Here is a 17,334-nt window from a genome sequence, read left to right as displayed (position 1 = left end):
ACTAAATGCCCCTTCCTTGACTGCTAAAGCGAGCATTCGTACTCAGTGTTACCCTTGCCAGGTTATCTACTATTTGCTCAAGATCATTGATAACAGAAGATGAGTACGCATGTTGAAAGATGGATGTTTGCGCTGCCAGCGCCTCGGGTACAGCAGCATCCCGATGTATAGAACCTAGCAATAACGGCCCTAACCGGCTTCTTAACAAGTCATATACATCGATACTTAGGCGCTGACGCATATCAAGCTGATTGATGACGAAATAGATATTATCCTCTACTTCCACAGGAAAGAAATCACCATTCTCTATGGTTGGCAGCACTGCCAACGACGAACCATCTGCCATTAATATAGTAAGAAATATGGGATTCAGTCTTGAGAGAGCGTCCAATGCTCCCGAATGCCCTGGAGGCAAGTCAACAAGCAGCACATTGTTTTCTCCTTGATAAAAAGGAAAAAGCGCTTCTTCCAGCTTTCCCGGAGTCTTTAAATAGTTCTCAAAAGCCAACCGGTCTTCGCGACTGGCCCTTCCATAAGGCAGCACGTTAATACCATTATGAGTCTGTATAACGAGATTTTCCCAAGACGAAAGCTGTTGACCTTCAGCCACAAAGCCTTCGGTGTCATCAAATGAAAAGCCAAAGTGTAGCTTAAGAGCATCTTGGCTATCAAAATCAATTACGGTGACATGCTTACCCTGGCGTTGAAATGTGTACGCTAAATTAGCTGTTAGCGTTGTCTTACCAACCCCACCTTTAGGCGATGTCATACAAATCAAAGTCATGAGTCAATTTGCCTTAGTAAATCTTTTAAAGGAGTATTACGGGCACTTTTGGTATCTTGACCATCATCGGCGTAATCTTTGAACAGACCTCCGAAAGACTGAGCTGATGCTGCTTTGGTTGATGAACTCGACGGAGGCAAATGATGACCATCATTAGCACCTTCTGGCGCCTGTTGCTGTTCATTCATTCGGTGAACGGGTGCTTCTTCGGCAGAGGTATCCGGCAAGGGAGACGTTGCCTTGAAGAGATCATGCTTTGGAACAGGCGCTTCCGCCAGCAATGGCGGCACACCCATTTCATGCTGAGTTACTTGCGTCGCTTGTCCAGGTGATTCCCGGCCATCGCCATCAAGCCTGGACTCATCTTTGATAGCCGTACGATGCCGAGGTGTCGACTTCAAACCAGGTGACCAGTTTGTGACACCCTCAAGTAGCTTCCAACGACTCTTGTTACTGCTGGTTCTCGCCCCCTTTTCAAACTGTCTATACTCGAATTCTCGATCCGCCTGCCCTTTTAACGCCTCTATATCGGTATCTTTTTGCATAATCAACACTCTGACCCCAAAGGTAACGGCTATGATGACGGTCATTACACGGTCAGTCGCGTTGAACGTTCCTTTTCCTTGGAGCTGAGTGAATACCGTCACCCTTATATTTTTAATACTTTTATATGACTTACGGCTATCATTCAAGGGGTGATGAAAAAAAAATATACGTTGGGCAATACTAGTACACAAAAGTACACATACCCTCGCAATACTGTTGCAAGACCTAGCCAAAACGCACGAGGCATGCGATCCAATCATCACGCTTAGGCCGTCATCTTCAGCCAGATGACGTCTCTTCCCACTTCACAGGGTTAAAGCGTGCGGGAGTCATCATTACTGAAGGTCGGCACTGTCGCGAAGGCGTGGTGTTGGTCTGACACCCGTTCCCTTCGACCTCATTTAAAGTGACGAGCAATGCCTTTGACTTGGAGCGTTTCCTCAACGGATTGAATCAGGGGAGTCGCCAGCCAAAGCTGGCGTAAACCTCGATCAGCATGGCGGTTCAATGCGCTCTTACCTGCGCCATCCAGTGGGCCAAGATGCTGTTGCAAAGATGTCAGCCCATAGCACGCAAAGACCTGGCATTGCCGTTAAAACGGTAAGACACCGTAGTACTTATTGGATACCACATACGCCAATAACGTGCGCTGGCAATGCTTTTGGGTAGCCACTTATCAGGCGGACACGGCGCTTATTCCGTGCCTTGGTTATGTTGCGGCGTCTTTCACGACATCGTTGTCTGTCGCATCGGTAGCGCTGCATTCTTTGTTCACGCTTTGTAATATCTGGTTATCGAGAGGTAAGCGCCCTTCACCGGGTGTTAGGCTCCACGCCCGTTGGCTTGAAATAATACCTAACACAATCAAAGCAACCAGGAGTGCTCTCCAAGCCCACGTACTTTTTGATGTCGTCGCTACCGCTCCACTGGTAATGCCATTGCTGGCCATTGCTCGGCTCTTTTGGCCGCCACCCGCACCACCACTGAAAAGTGTGTGCTCCTTCCAACGTTTGAAAAACAAACCTGCCACTGCTCGAATAACGGTGATAATCGAACGAATCGGTTTGTCTTGGTGCACCTCTCCTTTTTCTAGCCAGGAATCGGCTCTTCCCATCACCAGCTTAACTAGCTCGCGTCTCTGGTTTACATGCAAATCATGAAATTTCAGCCGTGTATGGTTCTTATCTTGCATAACCATTTCGACAGGAAAAAGCATTGGCCTATTATCAAACGACATTTCTATATATTCTATATAAGCATCACTAGGCAGACCTGGAGGTGTTTCAAGTTGAACACCACCCATAGATAGGTTTTGGGTGGATGTCATTAATGTATATTCACCTTCAAGATGAATAACCGCAGGAACCTCCAGATCAATTCGCACATACTCCCTTACCTGTTTTTGTTCACTCCCTACGGCGACCGCCGCCAGAAGGAAAAGCGCGCTGAACGATGCCCAAATAACGTTAAACAGCAGAACGCTCAGCTGTTCATCACCCGAATTCCACCAAACAAGCCGAAACGTACTCCATATAACCCCAGCTAACAGCAGCACTAATACAAAAAGATGCGGTCGCAAAGCATTAAAATCAAAAAAACTATGGGCTAAAACACCCCCTTTATCGGTCACATCAAACTTCCCACGCTTGGGATCAAACAGTGTCACCAACGTTGGCTTTAACAGATGGAAGGTTAACACCGTTTCGTAAATCTCGTTCCAGAACGTATAGCGGTAACGGCCGACTAATTTTGCGTTGGTGTAAACCACTCCAAACAAGTGTGGCAACACATACGCTGCAATAGCCTGGGGAGAGGCTTCGATTATATTCAAGCCAAATAATAAATAAGCTAACGGCGCTGTCAAAAACACAAAACGCGCTAGAGGGAACTGAAAATGGAGCAAGGCGTTCAGATAACATAACCGCTGAGCAAGTGTCAGGCCAGCGCCAAGCAAGGGATTATCCCTACGCATTATTTGCGTCATCCCCCTCGCCCAACGTGCGCGCTGAACAATGTGCAGTGATAGGCGCTCGGTTGCCAAACCAGCCGCCAAGGGTATGCCCAAATACGCAGTTGACCACCCTTTCCGCTGAAGTTTCAAGGCCGTATGTGCATCCTCAGTAACCGTCTCAACGGCAAACCCGCCCGTATCGTGCAAAGCGGAACGACGTATTACCGCACATGAGCCGCAGAAAAAAGTGGCATTCCAATAATCGTTGCCTTTTTGAATTGCGCCGTAAAAAAGGTTGCCTTCATGCGGTATATCGCGACCACTGGCCAGGTTGCGCTCAAAAGGATCAGGCGAATAAAAATGATGTGGCGTCTGAATCAGCGCCAAGTTTTCGTCGTCTAAAAAAGCACCTACCGTTGCTTGTAAAAAAGCTCTTGTTGTGATGTGGTCACAATCAAATATACAAATCAGCTCGCCGCTCGTAACCTTGAGAGCGTTATTCAAGTTACCCGCTTTGGCATGCTCGTTATTATCACGCGTGATATAGCCCACACCTGCCTTAGAGGCAAAAGCACCAAACTCTGGTCTTTTCCCATCGTCTAACAGATAAATATTTAACTTGTTACTTGGATAGTCCAGATTTTGAGCTGCCAGCAAACTATCCCTGACAACCTCCATCCCTTCATTATAAGTGGGAATATAGACATCAACCGTCGGCCATTCAGATGTCTCGTCAGGTAACGGAACGATTTTTCTTTCTAGAAGCCTTCCGGTTTGAAAGAAACTGATAATTAGTACGAGCCAGGCATAGCATTCAGCCGCTAACAAACCTAAGCTCAATACGGCCTCTACAAACCCTTCTGTAACGAGTGTTTCCGTGACACGCCAATACATGTACCTGGTAGACGTAATAGCCGTCAAAAGTACCATAGCAAGACGAAAACGTCTGGAGCCCGTTTTACCCATACATATAAGCAGAAAAGCTGTCATACCACCAAACACCCATTGATTTTCTAAACTCATAGGTGTTGTAATGACTAAGGTGAAGACGATACTATAGAAAAGAACAAATAAAGCGACCCAGCACTTATATAAAGACTTCTCCATGCTACACACTTCCTCCTTGAATACTAAAGCAAGCATCCACGCTTCGTTCTACTATCACCAGGCTATTCAAAATCTACTCCAAAAAATTGATCATTAAAGATTAACGCATACAAATAGAAGCTGCTTACCATTACCCAGGTTACAGCGTCATCTCGGTGTGTATACGACTAGTTTTCCATAGCCCTGCGTTATTGCTATTTGCATAGCCTTTAAAGACGCCTGTGCAAGGAAAAGGTGATATCACTTCACACGGGAAATCTCATTGGGCACTCTTTGTCTTCTCCTCTGAAAAGTACTGTGACCCTAATTTTTTAATACTTTTTATATGACCTGCACTCATCATTCAATAGGTGACGAAAAAAACAATCACTTGCGACGCTGTTGCAACGCCAAGCCAACAAGTATTAATACGAGCCCGGCCAATGTTGAAGCTCGTATTGCTTCACCCACTACCAACGCCAATAAAACTAATGACACCGGCGGCGACAGAAAGATCAGGTTCGACACCTTGGCGGTGCGCGAGACCTTGTGTACCGCCAGCTGCCACAGGATGAACGCGATTCCCATCTCGAACAGCCCGACGTAGATACCGGCCAGCAGTGCCGGGCCGCTGTGCCATTGAAAGCCAGGGCCCCCTAACAGCAGCAGCGTGAGTACCGGCAGGCCGACGGTAAAGTTCTGCCACTGGCCGACCAGCGGCGGGCGCTTGTCGCGGGCGTTGAGCAGCCAGTAAAGCGCCCATAGCAGCGTGGACGCCAGGGCAAAAACCACGCCGAGAGGGTCGGCAAAATTGACGTTGAACACATCGCCACGGGTGGCTATCACCCATACGCCCGAGTAGGCGACCAGCCCGGCGGCCACATCCGTGCGGGTCAGGCGGTGGCCAAGCAATGGCACCGCCAGAAACGCCATGGCCAGCGCCCAGGTGTAGTTGAGCGCCATGGCCTCCTGGCCGGGCAGCCGGTCATAGGCGGCAAACAGTACCAGGTAATAGCCCACCGGGTTCATCAGACCGGCCCAGGCGGCGGTCTTCCAGCCTTTGCTCAGCGCCACTCTGGCGTGGCCTTGATAGACCACGATGGCGCCCATCAGCGCCCAGGACACCAGCGATGCCAGCCACATGAGCTCCAGAGGCGACATCCAGGCCAGCGCCACCTTGAAGGCGGTGGCAACGGTGGACCAAAGGGCCACCGCCCCCAGGCCATAGAGAATCGCTCGACGATCTTGGTTCATCGGTCGGTGTGCCCCAGGTCGCGGGAAGGCTCGACATGGTTGCGTACCTGTTGCTTGAGCACCTTGATGTCGGGAAAGCCACCGTCACGCTTGCGCTCCCACAGCAAGTGCTCATCGCACCAGATTTCAAAGGTACCGCCGTGAGCGGGGGAAAGCGCCACTTCATTGAGCGCCTCGCCAAAGGTAGAGAGCAGTTCCTGCGCGTACCAGGCGCTCCGTAGCAGCCACTGGCATTGAGTGCAATAACGAATTTGAACGCGCGACATCCTTGAGCTCCCGGGCCTGACTGGCCATTATCCTTGATCAATAATGTATATGTCTGACGACATTCCTCAAGAGTGTACTGGATCACCGGGCGCGTCAAAATGATCGCCAAGGACACTATCGCCAAGGAGCTCACATGGCTAGACACGATATTGCGGAATCGCGAATTTACGAATGGCTTACCGGCGATGAAGACAGCCGGATGTGCGACGACATTCCGGATAGCGCCTGCCGTGAACAGCCGCGCAATTTCATGCTCCATTTATGGGCGGCGCTGGGTAACAAACTGGCCGACGAGCTATCCAGCGCCCGGCTGGTGCTACCCTGGCTGATGGGCCTCATCGGCGCGCCGGTATGGATGGTGGGGTTTCTGGTGCCCATTCGCGAGTCCGGCGCGCTGCTGCCGCAGATTTTTGTCGCCGGCTTCATTCGCCTCAAGCCCCAGCGCAAATGGGTGTGGGTGACCGGCGCCTGCCTGCAGGCGATTGCCGCGCTGCTGCTTGCGTGCCTGGCGCTATGGGGCAGTGGCAGCCTGGGCGGCGGCCTGGTCTTGCTGGTGCTGGTGATGCTCTCGCTTGCCCGCGGGCTTTCCTCCATTGCCACCAAGGACGTGATGGGCAAGACCATTGCCAAGCGCCGCCGGGGCACCCTGATGGGCTGGAGCGGCAGCATTGCCGGAGGCGCGACCCTGGCGGCGGGTGCGGTATTGATGCTGCTCGACGATTCGCGCGGTAGCCTGACCCTCGCGGCCCTGCTAGGCCTCGCCGCACTCGGCTGGGCAGTGAACGGCCTCTGCGCCGCGCGCATTGAGGAGACCCCCGGCGCCGTGGAAGGCGGCGAAAACGCCTGGGACAGCATCAAACAGGGGCTTTCGCTGCTCAAGGAAGACCGCACCTTTCTGCACTTCAACCTGTCGCGGGCGCTGCTGCTATCAAGCGCATTGGCACTGCCCTACCTGGCGCTGCTTGGCCAGCAGCAAAGCGGTACCGAGCTGAGCGGCCTGGGCCTGCTGGTCGTGGTCTCGGGGGTCGCCGCCATGGTCGCAAGCCCGGTATGGGGCAAGCGCGCCGACCAATCAAGCCGCGGGGTAATGCGCGATGCCGCCGTGGGGACGGCGCTGTGCTGCTTGATGGGCGCCGGCGTTACCTGGCTGCCCGCCGGCGTTTCCGAGCAGATATGGCCCTACGCGGCGGTCTATGCGCTGCTGGTCATTGTTCACCACGGGGTGCGTCTAGGGCGTAAAACCTATCTGGTGGATATGGCCAGCCAGGACAATCGCGCGCTGTATGTGGCGCTATCGAACACCTTGACGGGCGTACTAATGCTGGTGGTGGGCGGGGTTATCGGCCTGCTGGCACAGTGGCTGGGCAGCGCAGCGCTGCTGCTGGTGTTGTCCGCCACGGCGGTTGCCGCCATGGCCTCTGCAAAGCGATTACCTGAGGTTGAGTAACGCTCACGATTGCAATGCTCGGCAACGCTCGCCATGATGGTAGGTAGGTGGCAATTGTTAAGCGCGTTTTTGCTACCATAATAATTTATATCGCCCGGACGCATAAGCTTCGTGACCATCAACATGATCACGGCCCGCGATAGGTTTGGAGCTGCAACAGGACCCCTTGATGAAACGATCTCCCTTGATCAGCCCGGCGTTGCTCGAACGCATGGTTGACGCCTCCGAAGACGGCATTGTAGTTGCTGAGCAGGAAGGCGATGAAAACATCCTGATATACGTCAACAAAGGCTTTGAGCGCCTGACGGGCTACAGCGCCGATGAAATTCTGTATCGGGACTGTCGCTTCCTGCAGAACGAGGATCGCGACCAGGCTCCGCTGAACGCGATTCGCGAGGCGCTGAGTGATGGCCTTCCCTCCAGGCAAGTCCTGCGCAACTACCGCAAGGACGGCACCATGTTCTGGAACGAGCTCTCGATTACCCCGGTGTTCGATGAAGACGATCACCTGATGTACTACATCGGCGTGCAGAAGGACGTCACCGAGCGGGTGGAGGCCCAACAGGCGCTGGCGGCCTTGCAGGGCCAGCGCGAGAACGCCGAGTAACGCACCCTGGCCGGCGCTTGACATCATAAAACGAAAAAACGGCCGTAATACTTGAACTTCGACCCAAGCGCCGTTATATAGCGACAAGGCGCTGACACAGCGTCAGGTGCTTCCTTGCACCCTGCCTGCCAGGAAGCCATTGTGATGCCGGTACGCCGGCTTGGGTTGGAGGGCCTGTCATGAGCCGTGACCCCTTGAGTCGTGAAACTTTCTCCCCCGAAGACGCCGAATCGGATGACTTAGATTCCCTGGATGCCGTCAACGACGAGCACTATGGTCGTTCTCGGCCCAGTAGCAAAGCCGATAGCCTGCGCGCTCGACGCCAGGTAGAAGCCTGGCTTGAAGAGCGCCGCCTGAAACGCGCCATCGAGGACGACTGGGACGAAGAAGCGTAAGGTCGTCCCGTCCGCGAGGCGTTACCGATCATCATTGTCGCCGTCTGCCCATGGCCTTGCCCCATGGCTGGCCTTTCGTCACGCAGGGCTCTATCATCTGCGTATCGTCCAGCGGCGACGCTGACATTTTTTCATCAACCTAACGGATTTCCATGGCGCAATACGTTTTCACCATGAATCGGGTCGGCAAGATCGTGCCGCCCAAGAAGCAAATTCTCAAAGATATCTCGCTGTCGTTTTTCCCGGGGGCCAAGATCGGCGTACTGGGTTTGAACGGCGCGGGTAAATCCACACTGCTGCGCATCATGGCCGGTGTCGATACGGAGTTTGAAGGTGAAGCCCGCCCCATGCCGGGAATCAATGTCGGCTACCTTCCCCAGGAACCCGAGCTGGACGACAGCAAGAACGTCCGCGAAACCGTCGAAGAAGCCCTGGGCGCGATCAAGGAAGCCCAGGAAAAGCTCGACGCCGTGTACGCCGCCTACGCCGAGCCGGATGCCGACTTCGACGCCCTGGCGAGCGAACAGGCGCGCCTGGAAAACATTATCGAGGCCGCCGACGCGCACAACCTCGAGCGCAAGCTGGACGTGGCCGCTGAAGCGTTGCGTCTGCCGCCCTGGGAAGCCCAGGTAGGCAACCTGTCCGGCGGTGAGCGTCGCCGCGTGGCGTTGTGTCGGTTGCTGCTTTCCAGCCCCGACATGCTGCTCCTCGACGAGCCGACCAACCACCTGGATGCCGAGTCGGTCGCCTGGCTCGAGCGTTTCCTGCACGACTACAGCGGCACCGTGGTGGCAATCACCCACGACCGCTACTTCCTCGACAACGTTGCCGGCTGGATTCTGGAGCTGGACCGTGGCCAGGGCATTCCGTTCGAGGGCAACTATTCCCAGTGGCTCGAGCAGAAGGAACAGCGCCTCGGCCAGGAAGCCAAGCAGGAAGCCTCGCGCCAGAAAGCCATCAAGCAAGAGCTCGAGTGGGTACGCTCCAATTCGAAGGGCCGGCAGGCGAAGAGCAAGGCGCGCCTCAATCGCTTCGAGGAAATGCAGTCCGGCGACTTCCAGAAGCGTAACGAAACCAACGAGATCTACATTCCGCCCGGCCCGCGCCTGGGCGACAAGGTCATCGAATTCCATGACGTGGCCAAGCGTTTCGATGACAAGCTGCTCTATCAGGATCTGTCCTTCACCGTGCCCCCCGGTGCGATTGTCGGCATCGTGGGCGGTAACGGCGCCGGTAAGTCGACCCTGTTCAAACTGATTACCGGTCAGGAACAGCCCGATGCCGGCGAAGTGGTCATCGGCGAGACCGTCGATATCGCCTACGTCGAGCAGCTGCGCGACGCCCTCGACGACAAGCAGACCGTCTGGCAGGCGGTGTCCGATGGCCAGGACATCCTCAACATCAACGGTTACGAAGTGTCCTCGCGTGCCTATGTGGGTCGCTTCAACTTCAAGGGCAACGACCAGCAGAAGCGTCTCGACGAGCTGTCCGGTGGTGAACGCGGTCGCCTGCAGCTAGCGCAGACGCTCAAGCAAGGGGCTAACGTACTGCTGTTGGACGAACCATCCAACGACCTGGATATCGAGACCCTGCGCGCCCTGGAAGAAGCCCTGCTGGCATTCCCGGGCTGCGCCATGGTGATTTCTCACGATCGCTGGTTCCTGGATCGGATTGCCACGCACATCCTGGCCTTCGAGGGCGATTCGGAAGTGGTCTTCTTCGACGGTAACTACACCGACTACGAAGAAGATCACAAAAAACGTGTGGGCAACGACACGCCCAAGCGCATGAAGTACAAGCGCATCGACGCCTAGACGTCGACCGGCCGCGTGCCGTCAATCAAAAAGCCCCGCGCTTTGCGGGGCTTTTTTGTGCCTGGCCGACGCTGCCTAACGATGAACGAGCGCACGACTAGACGCTAGGCTAAAGGTGATACGTCGTCTTGCTGACCGCCTTGAAGGCGCCGCGCATCATCCACTGCACCGGTGCCGGCAGGCGAAGGCCACCAGCTTCCAGCGCCAGTTGAGCGTGGTGGTGCTTGTCCGTGCTCATCTGGCGCAGCAGTGCGCTGGAGGTGTGATCGGTGTCCGGCAAGCGACTCTGCTGCTCGCTCAAGCGTTTGGCGGCCTGTGCTTCGCTTGCCGCCAATACGCCGAGCCCGACCCGTTCGCTTAGCGCACCGGTCGTCGCCCCAATACTCAACGCGGCCATATAGAAACCCGGCGCCAGCAGGCTGGTACGGCTGTCCAACTGGTGCAGCCGCTCGCTACAGCGGGCCAGGTGCTCAAGGTTCTTGGTCGCCGAGCGCTCCATCTGCGCGCTGGCTGCCGGGCGCTGGGCAAACAGCCGCTGGCCCTGATAGAGCCCTTGCAGGCAGACTTCGCCGCAGTGGTTGACGCGCATCGCCCCGACCACGTGACGCGTTTCAAAGTCCGTTAGCGCCTCGTCGCTTGGCGAGACAGGAATCGGCGCCTTGGCGTTCGCCGTGGGCGTCACCAGGGTGCGCAGCGCACGGTCAAACTGATAGATCCATTGGTCCGATGGGGTACCTTGACGCATCATGGCGCGCTCCTTGGCCGCAGGGTCGCATTGAACGGCAGCGTCACCCGGCAGGCCAGGTGAATTCGCGCCCGCCGAGCAGATGCATATGGATATGGTAGACCGTCTGTCCGCCCATTTCGTTGCAGTTCATTACCACCCGATAGCCGTCTTCGGCAAAGCCTTGCTGGTCGGCGAGCTTCGCGGCGGTGTACTGCAGGCGACCCACGGTCGTCAGGTCGTCGGTCTGGATATCGTTGAGCGTGGCAATGTGCTTTTTGGGAATGATCAACTGATGCGTGGGGGCTTGGGGATTGATGTCATTGAAGGCCAGCACGTGCTCGTCTTCATAAACAATATCCGCCGGGATTTCGCGGTTGATGATGCGACAAAACAGACAGTCCATATAAAGCTCCTTGGTGAGCGTGACCGGGTATTACGGGCAATCAATTTACCCGCGAGCCTAACGAAAACGACGCTGGGACAACAAGTGGCGTACCAGCGGCGCCAATATCAGCTCCATGGCCAACGACATGCGGGCGCCGGGCACCACCAGCGTATGCGGCCGGGTCATGAAGGAATCCTGAATCATCGCCAGCAGCCAGGGGAAATCCACCTTCGAGGGGTCACGGAAGCGAATCACCACGAACGACTCGGCGTCGGTGGGGATATCCTGCACCTCAAAGGGGTTGGAAGTATCCACCGTGGGCACGCGCTGAAAATTGATATGGGTTCGGGAAAACTGGGGCTGGATATAGCGCACGTAGTCGTCCATGCGCCCCAGGATGGTATCGATCACCGCTTCCTGGGAGTAGCCGCGCATCTTGGTGTCGCGGTCGATCTTCTGGATCCACTCCAGGTTCATGGTCGGAGCGACGCCTACCAGCAGGTCGACGTGACGGGCAATATCAAATTCTTCGGTCACCAGACCACCGTGGAGGCCTTCGTAGAACAGCAGATCCGTCCCGCTGGGCAGCGGCTGCCACTCGGTAAAGGTGCCGACCTGATAGCCCGCCTCGATCTTCTGCTTGTCTTCGGCGTGGATGTAGTGCCGAAAGGTGCCCGTTCCGTGCTCGGCATACTCGACAAACATGCCTTCGAGGCGGTCGAGCAGGTTGGCTTCCACGGCAAAGTGCGACAGCTCGTTCTTGCGCTCCGGCTCTTCGCGGAACATGCGATGCAGCTCTTGGCGGGTATAGCGGTGAAAGGCATCGCCGTCTACCATGGCGGCATGCACGTCTTCGCGCAAAAACATCCGCTCGAAGCTGCGCCGGACGGTCGTGGTGCCCGCACCAGACGAACCGGTGACGGCAATGATGGGATATTCACGGGACATCAGGCGTTTCTCGCTTGCGCTAGTGCATCCACGACCGACGCGGGCACGGCCACCGGGCGACCGGCGGCCATATCAATCAGCAGCTGGTTGACGCGGGCGGTCGCCACGGGCTTGCCCGAGTCGGCGTGAACCATGCGCTGATAGACGGTCAGCGCCTTGCCTTCGGGGGCCGGCACGGCGGTTTCAACCACCAGCGCATCCGGCCAGCGCGCTTCGCTCTGGTAGTGCACGGCCAGGTCGGCCACTACGCTTGGATAGCCGTGCATGTCCCACTCGGGCATGTCGAGGGAGGCAAAGGCCTGAATCCGCGCTTCGTGGAGAAGCGATACCAGCGCATCATGGCCGAGATGACGACCATAGTTCATGTCCGTGACGCGAACGCTCAGCGAATGGCGATGAATGATCGCGGCGTCGGGGAAATCAAGCTGAACCCGTTCCATCTCTTGTCCTTGTTGTGGTTGGCCATCGCAGCAGGATGCCTGAGTGTGTCGTCTGCGTTTACCCTTCTTCGCGGGCAATGGCACGGTGAGCGATATCCCGGCGGCAGATGACGCCCTCCCAGTGGATCTCGTCAACGCCCCTGTAAGCCGCCTGCTGAGCCTGGAAAACACGCTCGCCAAGTGCCGTGACGCACAGCACGCGCCCGCCGGCGGTGAGCACGTCTCCCTGGTCATTGTGACGGGTGCCGGCATGGAACACTTTACAGCCATGACGCTCGGCGTTGGCAATTCCCTGGATGGCGTCGCCCTTGCGGTAGCTACCCGGGTAGCCACCGGCGGCCAGCACCACACCGACCGCCGCGCGCGGGTCCCATTCACAACGCTGCCCGTCGAGCCTGCCTTCCGCCCCGGCAAGGCATAGCGCCGCCAGGTCAGAGGTGAGACGCATCATGATGGGCTGGGTTTCGGGGTCGCCAAACCGGCAGTTGTACTCGATCACCTTGGGATTGCCCTGGGCGTCGATCATCAGCCCGGCGTACAGAAAACCGCTGTAGGGGTGCCCTTCGGCGGCCATGCCGTTGACGGTGGGCAGAATCACCTGCTGCATGATGCGCTCGTCGACCTCGGGGGTCACCACCGGCGCGGGCGAGTAGGCGCCCATACCGCCGGTGTTGGGGCCGTTGTCGCCGTCGTAGGCCCGCTTGTGATCCTGACTGGTGGCCATGGGCACCACGTTTTCGCCATCGACCATGACGATGAAACTGGCTTCCTCGCCTTCCAGAAACTCTTCGATCACCACCCGAGCGCCCGCATCGCCAAAAGCGTTGGCTTCAAGCATATCGCGGATCGCGGCGTCGGCCTCGGCCTGGTTCATGGCCACGATGACCCCTTTACCGGCGGCCAGGCCGTCGGCCTTGATGACAATCGGCGCCCCCACCTCGGCCAGGTAGGCAAGCGCCGGCTCGACGGCCGTAAAGGTCTGATAGGCGGCCGACGGAATGGCATGGCGTGCCAGGAAATCCTTGGTGAACGACTTGGAGCCTTCCAGCTGGGCGGCCGCCTGGGTGGGGCCGAAAATGGTCAAGCCGGCCGCCTGGAAGCGATCCACCACGCCTTCCACCAGCGGTGCTTCAGGCCCTACCACCGTGAGCGCCACCGCTTCGTCGCGGGCAAACGCCACCAGGGCGTCAATGTCGGTCGCCTCGATGGCCACGTTGGTCAGCTTGTCTTCACCGGCGGTGCCCGCATTGCCCGGGGCGACGAACACCTGCGAGACAAGCGACGACTGAGCCAGTTTCCATGCCAACGCGTGTTCGCGACCACCGCCGCCAATCATCAAAACCTTCATGGATATCCTTCTTGAACGGAAAAGCAGATTCGTGGCGACATTATGCCACAGCTTACCCGCGCGTCGGTGACGCTTAGGACGACGGATCCTGGTTGGCGTTGTCGTCCTTCGCCTTGCCCTTCTGGGGCGATGCCTTATCGCTATCGTGCTGACTCGTCGGCGGCGCCTGGTTCATGGTGTTCTGCCAAAAGCGCATGTTCTCTTCCGCCAGTTCGCGCATGAATTCCATGGGCGTGTGACGAATGGCCTGCTGCCACTGGTTTTGCATGCGCTTCTGCTGCTCCATCATGATCTGGGTGCCCTGCTCCAGATAGCGCGCCAGCGGCAGCGGCGATGACATGTCGTAGACGCGGATAAGCTGCGCCAGCAGGTCATTGGAGAACACTTCCGCGTCGCTGTCGGCCTGCTCCTGCTCGATAATGATCGATAGAAGGATGGTACGCGTCAGGTCTTCGCCGCTCTTGGCGTCCTCCACCCGAAACGGCTCTTCCTCCAGAATCAAGTGACGCAGATCCTCCAAGGTCACGTAACGACTTTGTCGGGTATCATACAATCTGCGATTGGCATATTTACGAATGACGCGCACGGCGATTCTCCTTAGACGCGATAGGGCTTTATTCCCGTTGCTGTTATTGTGCCTGCAACACGCACCCATGCAAGCCATGTATCGATATTCCGTCGGCGTATCGTCTCCAACCACTGACTGATCCACCACGTCCATGAACCTGATTTTACTCGAACCCCACGATGTGGCCCAGCCGGGCCAGGCGATACTTCGCGATCAACGTCGCTTGACGCACCTGCGCGACGTCCATCGCGCCCGGCCGGGCGACAGGCTCAGCGTCGGCTGCACCGACGGCTGCATCGGCAAGGCAGAGCTCACAGCGCTCGAGCCCGACCATGCCCGGCTAAGCTGGACGTCGCTCAGCGAGCCGCCTCCGCCCGCCCTGCCCGTCCATCTGGTGCTGGCGCTGCCCCGCCCGCGCATGCTGGCCCGTACCCTGGAGCATGTGACGGCGCTGGGCGTGAAGCGTATTACGCTGCTGCACACCAAACGGGTCGAAAAAAGCTATTGGCAATCGCCCGAACTACGTCCCGACAAGATACATCAGCACCTGGTGCTCGGCCTCGAGCAGTCACGCGACACCCTGATGCCCAAGGTGACGCTGGTCAAAGGCTTCCGGGCGTTTCTCGATGACCATTTGCCCACGCTGCTTACGGAGGGGCGCGGCCTGGTCGCCCACCCGGGCATGGCCGACCCATGCCCGCGGGGCATCAGTGACGACACGGTGCTGTTCATCGGCCCCGAAGGCGGGTTTATCGACTGGGAAGTGGAGCAGCTGCTCGACGCGGGCTGCCAGGGCATGCACCTGGGCCCGCGTATTCTGCGCGTGGAAACGGCCGTGACGGCCTTGTTGTCGCGGCTGTTCTAGACGGTCAGCTTTTGTCGCTGGCGTCATCCTCGTCGGGGTCGTGGGCGACCACCTCGGTATCATCGTCGCAGGTGGGGGTCTGGAGGAAGGTCTCGCGCACGTCAAGCAGGCCCAGGTGGCTGATCGTGCGGCGTCCGAGCAGCAGCGGGTAGTTCATGTTTTCTCGGTTGCGGAGGCTGAACTGCTCTTCGTATATTTTATCGCCCATGCACACGTTCAGCAGCACGACCGGGCGCTCATCCCTGCCCCCCGCCCCGCGAACGCGCAGCTCGCGGTACAGCGGGCGCTCCAGCACATCGCTGAAGACCTCACCGGTTTCCTGGTCTTCGAGCTTGAGGCGAAAGCGCACCCAGTCTTCGCCGTCCTTTTCGAACATGTCGATATCCCGGGCGTCCAGCGACGAGGTCAACGCCCCGCTATCCAGCTTGGCTTTGACTTCGGTACCCCAAGGGTGAAGCGTGGCGTTTTCCACCCAGCCAAACACCTGGTCGTCGTCGGCGACGGCCTGGCTACTGGCCAGTGCCGACATCATCGCAGCACTGCTGAGCAACGTCGTTAACACCTTGAACATGATCGATTCCTGTCACGGTTTGAATATAAAACGGTATGCGATCCTGGCGTCTCCAAGCCGCGCACTCACTCTCCGTGCGGCTCACGTAAACGTTCAAGCAGCGATTGCGTGGCAAAGCCGTCGGGGGTCAAGCCCTCGTCCCGCTGAAAGGCGCGCAGCCCCTTGCGGGTGTTGGGCCCCATGATACCGTCAGCGCCGCCGACGTCATATCCGGCCTGATTGAGTCCACGCTGCAGCGCTTGGACATCATCGCGTGTCAAGGGTGCCTGCTCGCGGGGCCAGCCCTGCTGGATACCGTCGCGACCGGCGATGGCGTCGCCAAGCGTCGCCACGGCCAGCGCATAGCTGGTGGCGTTGTTGTAGCGCAGAATGGCACGGAAATTCGGCCCTACCAGAAAAGCGGGCCCTTCTGCTCCCGCCGGCACGATCACCTCGGCGCTGTCAAAACGGGGCAGATCATCGTTGACCGCTTCCACACCCTGCTCGGCCCAGGTCTGGGTGCTGCGACGGCCGGTCTGAGCATAGTCGTAATCATCGGGCAGGTTGACTTCCACGCCCCAGGGCTGGCCTGGCTGCCAGCCTGCTCGAGCAAGGTAGTTGGCCGTTGAGGCCATGACGTCGGGGATGCTGCCCCAGATATCGCGACGATCGTCGCCGTCGCCGTCTACCGCGTAGGCTTCAAAACTGGTGGGAATGAACTGGGTATGGCCCATGGCTCCGGCCCACGAGCCGCGCATGTCCTCGGCGGCAATGTCGCCCTCCTGGATAATGCGCAGGGCGGCCAACAGCTCACTGCGGGCAAACTGCTGGCGGCGGCCGTCATAGGCCAAGGTAGCCAGGGCCTCGAGGGTCGAAAAATCGCCGAAGTTGCTGCCATAGTTGCTTTCAATACCCCAGATGGCCACGATAATCTCTGCGGGTATTCCATAGCGCTCTTCCATTTGCTCGGCGGTACGACGGTGCTCTGCCAGGCGGTCCTGCCCATTAGTGATGCGCGTGCTGGAGACAGCGGTATCCAGGTATTCCCAGATGGGTCGCACGAATTCAGGCTGATAGCGGTCGAGCTCGATAATCCGTTCGCGATAGCGAATGCCATCGAACGCCTCGCGCAGCGTTGCCTCGCTGATGCCTTGCTCACTGGCATAGCGCCGAAAGGCACCGCGCCACTGATTAAAACTGGCGTGCTGCACCTCTTCAGCCACCTGGGCGTCGACCTCGGTCATCAATTGCTGATTGGCCGTCACCGGGGTGCTCAACGCCAGGGCCGCAGTCATGCCAAGTACGGCGCTTGCCGAACGCAGGGTCACCTTTCCATCCATCATCATGTTTTC

At 57.5% G+C, this 17,334-nt stretch carries 18 protein-coding genes; 5 read left to right on the top strand and 13 right to left on the bottom strand.

Annotated elements, in window-relative coordinates:
- Position 1: 1 nt before the first annotated feature.
- The 5 genes from bcsQ to QC815_RS13755 form a co-directional block, all read right to left on the bottom strand.
- Positions 2 to 784: a cellulose biosynthesis protein BcsQ gene (gene bcsQ, locus QC815_RS13775; protein ID WP_310540363.1), complete on the bottom strand. Its 783-nt coding sequence runs from the start codon at positions 782 to 784 to the stop codon at positions 2 to 4.
- Positions 781 to 1,329 (bottom strand): hypothetical protein, encoded by a 549-nt coding sequence (locus tag QC815_RS13770; RefSeq protein WP_230447432.1) that lies wholly within the window; start codon positions 1,327 to 1,329, stop codon positions 781 to 783. Before QC815_RS13770 ends, bcsQ begins: the two co-directional genes overlap by 4 nt.
- Before the next feature lie 710 nt (positions 1,330 to 2,039).
- Positions 2,040 to 4,388, bottom strand: coding sequence for a UDP-forming cellulose synthase catalytic subunit (bcsA, locus tag QC815_RS13765; protein WP_310540361.1), 2,349 nt, complete (start codon positions 4,386 to 4,388; stop codon positions 2,040 to 2,042).
- A 366-nt stretch (positions 4,389 to 4,754) separates the two neighbouring features.
- Positions 4,755 to 5,621 (bottom strand): DMT family transporter, encoded by an 867-nt coding sequence (locus QC815_RS13760; RefSeq protein WP_230447430.1) that lies wholly within the window; start codon positions 5,619 to 5,621, stop codon positions 4,755 to 4,757.
- Complete coding sequence (locus tag QC815_RS13755) at positions 5,618 to 5,887, bottom strand: Rdx family protein (RefSeq protein WP_230447429.1); 270 nt, start codon at positions 5,885 to 5,887, stop codon at positions 5,618 to 5,620. The genes QC815_RS13760 and QC815_RS13755 overlap by 4 nt, the downstream gene beginning before the upstream one ends.
- Positions 5,888 to 6,021: 134 nt before the next feature.
- Here QC815_RS13755 and QC815_RS13750 point away from each other — a divergent pair, with 134 nt between their 5' ends.
- The 4 genes from QC815_RS13750 (at position 6,022) to ettA (ending at position 10,151) form a co-directional block, all read left to right on the top strand.
- Positions 6,022 to 7,335, top strand: a complete 1,314-nt coding sequence (locus QC815_RS13750; RefSeq protein ID WP_310540358.1) for an MFS transporter — start codon at positions 6,022 to 6,024, stop codon at positions 7,333 to 7,335.
- A 169-nt stretch (positions 7,336 to 7,504) separates the two neighbouring features.
- On the top strand, positions 7,505 to 7,942 hold the full coding sequence (locus tag QC815_RS13745; protein WP_230447427.1) for a PAS domain S-box protein: 438 nt from the start codon (positions 7,505 to 7,507) through the stop codon (positions 7,940 to 7,942).
- A gap of 179 nt (positions 7,943 to 8,121) precedes the next feature.
- Positions 8,122 to 8,337, top strand: coding sequence for a PA3496 family putative envelope integrity protein (locus QC815_RS13740; RefSeq protein ID WP_230447426.1), 216 nt, complete (start codon positions 8,122 to 8,124; stop codon positions 8,335 to 8,337).
- A gap of 152 nt (positions 8,338 to 8,489) precedes the next feature.
- On the top strand, positions 8,490 to 10,151 hold the full coding sequence (ettA, locus tag QC815_RS13735) for an energy-dependent translational throttle protein EttA (protein WP_310540356.1): 1,662 nt from the start codon (positions 8,490 to 8,492) through the stop codon (positions 10,149 to 10,151).
- 109 nt (positions 10,152 to 10,260) lie between these two features.
- Here ettA and coq7 read toward each other — a convergent pair whose 3' ends face one another.
- The 6 genes from coq7 to phaR all read right to left on the bottom strand — a co-directional run bounded on the left by coq7 (position 10,261) and on the right by phaR (position 14,585).
- On the bottom strand, positions 10,261 to 10,899 hold the full coding sequence (gene coq7 / locus QC815_RS13730) for a 2-polyprenyl-3-methyl-6-methoxy-1,4-benzoquinone monooxygenase (protein ID WP_230447424.1): 639 nt from the start codon (positions 10,897 to 10,899) through the stop codon (positions 10,261 to 10,263).
- Positions 10,900 to 10,939: 40 nt separating this feature from the next.
- Positions 10,940 to 11,281, bottom strand: coding sequence for a histidine triad nucleotide-binding protein (locus QC815_RS13725; protein ID WP_230447423.1), 342 nt, complete (start codon positions 11,279 to 11,281; stop codon positions 10,940 to 10,942).
- Positions 11,282 to 11,338: 57 nt separating this feature from the next.
- On the bottom strand, positions 11,339 to 12,211 hold the full coding sequence (locus QC815_RS13720; protein ID WP_230447422.1) for a phosphoribulokinase: 873 nt from the start codon (positions 12,209 to 12,211) through the stop codon (positions 11,339 to 11,341).
- Positions 12,211 to 12,651, bottom strand: coding sequence for an acyl-CoA thioesterase (locus QC815_RS13715; RefSeq protein WP_230447421.1), 441 nt, complete (start codon positions 12,649 to 12,651; stop codon positions 12,211 to 12,213). The genes QC815_RS13720 and QC815_RS13715 overlap by 1 nt, the downstream gene beginning before the upstream one ends.
- A 58-nt stretch (positions 12,652 to 12,709) precedes the next feature.
- Complete coding sequence (gene purD, locus QC815_RS13710) at positions 12,710 to 13,999, bottom strand: phosphoribosylamine--glycine ligase (RefSeq protein WP_310540350.1); 1,290 nt, start codon at positions 13,997 to 13,999, stop codon at positions 12,710 to 12,712.
- A gap of 73 nt (positions 14,000 to 14,072) precedes the next feature.
- Positions 14,073 to 14,585: a polyhydroxyalkanoate synthesis repressor PhaR gene (gene phaR / locus QC815_RS13705; protein ID WP_230447419.1), complete on the bottom strand. Its 513-nt coding sequence runs from the start codon at positions 14,583 to 14,585 to the stop codon at positions 14,073 to 14,075.
- A 133-nt stretch (positions 14,586 to 14,718) separates the two neighbouring features.
- Between phaR and QC815_RS13700 the strand changes: the two genes are divergently transcribed.
- Positions 14,719 to 15,432, top strand: a complete 714-nt coding sequence (locus tag QC815_RS13700; RefSeq protein WP_310540347.1) for a 16S rRNA (uracil(1498)-N(3))-methyltransferase — start codon at positions 14,719 to 14,721, stop codon at positions 15,430 to 15,432.
- Between the two features lie 4 nt (positions 15,433 to 15,436).
- Here QC815_RS13700 and rloA3 read toward each other — a convergent pair whose 3' ends face one another.
- Entirely contained in the window at positions 15,437 to 16,003 is a 567-nt protein-coding gene (gene rloA3 / locus QC815_RS13695; protein ID WP_230447417.1) for a retropepsin-like aspartic peptidase RloA3, read from the bottom strand.
- Positions 16,004 to 16,068: 65 nt separating this feature from the next.
- Positions 16,069 to 17,322, bottom strand: a complete 1,254-nt coding sequence (locus QC815_RS13690) for a lytic murein transglycosylase (RefSeq protein WP_422828725.1) — start codon at positions 17,320 to 17,322, stop codon at positions 16,069 to 16,071.
- Positions 17,323 to 17,334: the final 12 nt, after the last annotated feature.

The organism is Vreelandella gomseomensis (genome assembly GCF_031451645.1).
In the GTDB taxonomy this organism is placed as follows: Bacteria; Pseudomonadota; Gammaproteobacteria; order Pseudomonadales; family Halomonadaceae; genus Vreelandella; species Vreelandella gomseomensis.
This window is presented reverse-complemented; position numbering and strand designations above follow the sequence as displayed.

Bases quoted from the DNA above. Each gene is read 5' to 3' on its own strand.
- bcsQ (WP_310540363.1), bottom strand. From the start codon at position 784: ATGACTTTGATTTGTATGACATCGCCTAAAGGTGGGGTTGGTAAGACA.
- QC815_RS13770 (WP_230447432.1), bottom strand. From the start codon at position 1,329: ATGCAAAAAGATACCGATATAGAGGCGTTAAAAGGGCAGGCGGATCGA.
- bcsA (WP_310540361.1), bottom strand. From the start codon at position 4,388: ATGGAGAAGTCTTTATATAAGTGCTGGGTCGCTTTATTTGTTCTTTTC.
- QC815_RS13760 (WP_230447430.1), bottom strand. From the start codon at position 5,621: ATGAACCAAGATCGTCGAGCGATTCTCTATGGCCTGGGGGCGGTGGCC.
- QC815_RS13755 (WP_230447429.1), bottom strand. From the start codon at position 5,887: ATGTCGCGCGTTCAAATTCGTTATTGCACTCAATGCCAGTGGCTGCTA.
- QC815_RS13750 (WP_310540358.1), top strand. From the start codon at position 6,022: ATGGCTAGACACGATATTGCGGAATCGCGAATTTACGAATGGCTTACC.
- QC815_RS13745 (WP_230447427.1), top strand. From the start codon at position 7,505: ATGAAACGATCTCCCTTGATCAGCCCGGCGTTGCTCGAACGCATGGTT.
- QC815_RS13740 (WP_230447426.1), top strand. From the start codon at position 8,122: ATGAGCCGTGACCCCTTGAGTCGTGAAACTTTCTCCCCCGAAGACGCC.
- ettA (WP_310540356.1), top strand. From the start codon at position 8,490: ATGGCGCAATACGTTTTCACCATGAATCGGGTCGGCAAGATCGTGCCG.
- coq7 (WP_230447424.1), bottom strand. From the start codon at position 10,899: ATGATGCGTCAAGGTACCCCATCGGACCAATGGATCTATCAGTTTGAC.
- QC815_RS13725 (WP_230447423.1), bottom strand. From the start codon at position 11,281: ATGGACTGTCTGTTTTGTCGCATCATCAACCGCGAAATCCCGGCGGAT.
- QC815_RS13720 (WP_230447422.1), bottom strand. From the start codon at position 12,211: ATGTCCCGTGAATATCCCATCATTGCCGTCACCGGTTCGTCTGGTGCG.
- QC815_RS13715 (WP_230447421.1), bottom strand. From the start codon at position 12,651: ATGGAACGGGTTCAGCTTGATTTCCCCGACGCCGCGATCATTCATCGC.
- purD (WP_310540350.1), bottom strand. From the start codon at position 13,999: ATGAAGGTTTTGATGATTGGCGGCGGTGGTCGCGAACACGCGTTGGCA.
- QC815_RS13700 (WP_310540347.1), top strand. From the start codon at position 14,719: ATGAACCTGATTTTACTCGAACCCCACGATGTGGCCCAGCCGGGCCAG.
- rloA3 (WP_230447417.1), bottom strand. From the start codon at position 16,003: ATGTTCAAGGTGTTAACGACGTTGCTCAGCAGTGCTGCGATGATGTCG.
- QC815_RS13690 (WP_422828725.1), bottom strand. From the start codon at position 17,322: ATGGATGGAAAGGTGACCCTGCGTTCGGCAAGCGCCGTACTTGGCATG.